Annotated in this window: 2 protein-coding genes; both read left to right on the top strand. The window is 66.4% G+C overall.

Annotated features, from left to right (window positions below; all coding sequences use genetic code 11):
* Positions 1-1,224 (top strand): winged helix-turn-helix domain-containing protein (locus AC1DHD_RS15150; RefSeq protein WP_476880504.1); only part of this gene is annotated, 1,224 nt, incomplete at its 5' end.
* Between the two features lie 84 nt (positions 1,225-1,308).
* The coding region (gene secA / locus AC1DHD_RS15145) for a preprotein translocase subunit SecA (protein WP_476880503.1) at positions 1,309-3,360 on the top strand (2,052 nt) is incomplete at its 3' end.

The raw sequence follows: 3,360 nt of genomic DNA, 5'->3' as shown, positions 1-3,360 counted from the left end.
TCGCTGAGCCTCAAGCAGGCCCGGCGGATCGCACTGGCAGCCCAGGGATTGGACAAGGTCCGGCCCACCGCACCCGTGAGCGCACGGGCGGTGGGCCGGACCTTTGCCCGCCTGCACCTGGTCCAGATTGATTCCGTCAACGTGCTCTCCCGCAGCCACTACCTCCCGTTTTTCTCCCGGCTCGGCAACTACGACCGGTCCATCCTGCACCGGATGGCGGGCACCCACCCGCGCCGGATGATGGAGTACTGGGCCCACGAAGCGAGCTTTATCCGCCCCGAGCACTTCCAGGACCTGGTGCAGTGGCAGCGCCGCAAATGGGTCGGCGCGCACGCCATGGACCCGGAGTTGCGCAGCGAGGTGGCCCAGCGGGTCCTGGCGGCCCTGGCCTCGGGCCGGCCCCTGACGGCCGCGGAACTCACGGCCCGGCTGGGTCACACCGAGGAACGGCCCAAGGACAACTGGGGCTGGAACTGGAACGCCGTCAAGAGGGTCCTTGAGCACCTGTTCGAGGAAGGGCTGGTCTCCGCAGCGTCCCGGACGGACTCGTTCGAACGCCGCTATACGCTGACCTCCCGGATCCTGGCCCCCTCGACCGAGGGCATGGCCGGCGCCGGCCCGGAACCTGATGCGGCCGGAGCGATGCTCCGGCTTATCGACGCCGCGGCGCAGGCCCACGGGATCGGCACCGTCCGGTGCTTCGCCGACTACTTCCGGACCCCGCAGCGTGACGCCGCCCTTGCCGTCGAGCAGCTCGTGGAGGACGGACGCCTGGAACCGGTCACGGTGGCGGGCTGGAACCGGCCCCTCTACCGCCACGCCGACGCCGGGCTGCCCCGCGCCGCCAACGGCCGGGCACTGCTGAGCCCGTTCGATTCCCTTGTCTTTGAGCGCCGCCGGCTGGAGGAGCTCTTCGGCTTCCACTACAGGATCGAGATCTACACGCCGGAGGCAAAACGGCGGTACGGGTACTACGTGCTGCCGTTCCTGCTGCGGGACGAAATCGTTGCCCGCGTGGACCTCAAAGCTGACCGCGCGGCAGGGAGCCTCCTTGCCCGGGCCAGTCACGCCGAGCCCGGCGCGCCGGCGGATACCGCCGTCGAACTCGCCGAAGAACTGCRGCTCATGGCAGAGTGGTTGGAGCTGGACCGGGTCGTTGTAGCCCCCGTGGGGGACCTGGCACCGGCGCTCGGGCGGGCCGTGGCCGGACTGCATCCGCTCTGAGGGAACAGGCGCGTCCCGCCCTGCGTCTCTCCCGTAGACTAAACACGCCGGAATTCGGCAGCTTGAGACTGGGAGCAATTTCACGTGGCATCACTTATCGAAAAACTTCTCCGTACGGGTGACAAAAAAACCCTGCGGCAATTGCGGAACTATGCCGATTCCATCAATGCCCTGGAAAGCTCCTTCAAGACCTTCACCGACGCAGAGCTGCGCGAAGAGACGGACCGTCTCCGCGCCCGCCACGTCGACGGCGAAAAGCTCGATGACCTGCTGCCGGAGGCCTTCGCTGCTGTCCGCGAAGCGTCGTCCCGCACCCTCGGCATGCGCCACTTCGATGTCCAGCTGATGGGCGGCGCCGCCCTGCACCTGGGCAACATCGCCGAAATGAAGACCGGTGAAGGTAAGACCCTGGTCGCGACCGCGCCGGCCTACCTTAACGCCCTCGCCGGCAAGGGCGTCCACGTCATCACGGTGAACGACTACCTCGCCGAGTACCAGTCGGACCTGATGGGCCGCGTTTACCGGTTCCTGGGCCTGACCAGCGGCTGCATCCTGTCCAACCAGGACCCGGCTGTCCGCCGTGAACAGTACGCCTCGGACATCACCTACGGCACCAACAACGAATTCGGCTTCGACTACCTGCGCGACAACATGGCGTGGGACAAGTCCGAGCTGGTCCAGCGCGGCCACAACTTCGCCATCGTCGACGAAGTGGACTCCATCCTCATCGACGAGGCCCGGACCCCGCTCATCATTTCGGGCCCGGCCCAGGGCGACACGAACCGCTGGTACAGCGAGTTCGCCAAGGTGGTCCTGCGGCTTCAGCCCGACACGGACTACGAAGTCGACGAGAAGAAGCGCACCGTTGGTGTCCTCGAGGCCGGCATCGAGAAGGTCGAGGACTACCTCGGCATCCACAACCTCTACGAGTCCGCCAACACGCCGCTCATCCGCTTCCTGAACAACGCCATCAAGGCCAAGGAACTGTTCAAGCGGGACAAGGACTATGTCATCCTCGACGGCGAAGTCCTGATCGTGGACGAGCACACGGGCCGCATCCTGGCCGGCCGCCGCTACAACGAGGGCATGCACCAGGCGATCGAGGCCAAAGAAGGCGTCGAGATCAAGGCCGAGAACCAGACGCTCGCCACGGTCACACTGCAGAACTACTTCCGCATGTACGACAAGCTGGCCGGCATGACGGGTACCGCCGAAACCGAAGCCGCCGAATTCATGAGCACCTACAAGCTCGGCGTCGTCGCGATCCCCACCAACCGGGACATGCAGCGCATCGACCAGGCCGACCTGGTCTACAAGAACGAGACCGTCAAGTTCGACGCCGTCGTCAAGGACATCGCCGAACGGCACGAAAACGGGCAGCCGGTCCTCGTGGGCACCACCAGTGTGGAGAAGAGCGAATACCTGTCCCGGCTGCTGGCCAAGGAAGGCGTCCGCCACGAGGTCCTGAACGCCAAGAACCACGCCCGTGAAGCCTCGATCGTGGCCCAGGCCGGCCGCAAGGGGGCCGTGACGGTCGCGACCAACATGGCCGGCCGCGGTACCGACATCATGCTGGGCGGCAACGCCGAATTCACCGCCGTCGCTGAACTCGCCAAGCGCGGGCTCGACCCGGAGGAGAACTCCGAGGAATACGAGGCCGCGTGGCCCGACGCCCTCGAAGCGGCGARGCAGGCCGTTAAAGATGAGCACGAGGAGGTCCTCAACCTCGGCGGCCTCTACGTCCTTGGCACCGAGCGGCACGAGTCCCGCCGCATCGACAACCAGCTGCGCGGCCGCTCCGGCCGCCAGGGCGACCCGGGTGAATCCCGCTTCTACCTGTCGCTGACGGACGACCTGATGCGTCTGTTCAACTCCGGCGCCGCCGAGCGGCTGATGAGCAGCTCCGTGCCCGACGACGTCGCCCTTGAATCCAAGCTGGTTTCCCGGGCTATCGCCTCGGCCCAGGGCCAGGTGGAGGGACGCAACGCCGAACAGCGCAAGAACGTCCTGAAGTACGACGACGTCCTGAACCGCCAGCGCGAGGCAATCTACGGGGACCGCCGCCGGATCCTCGAAGGCGACGACCTGCACGAGAAGGTCCAGTACGGCGACGACCTGCACGAGAAGGTCCAGTAC

Source organism: Arthrobacter sp. 05L45_2 (assembly GCF_056397525.1).
The sequence above is the reverse complement of the archived record's forward strand: the minus strand, read 5'-3'. Positions and strand labels throughout refer to the sequence as shown.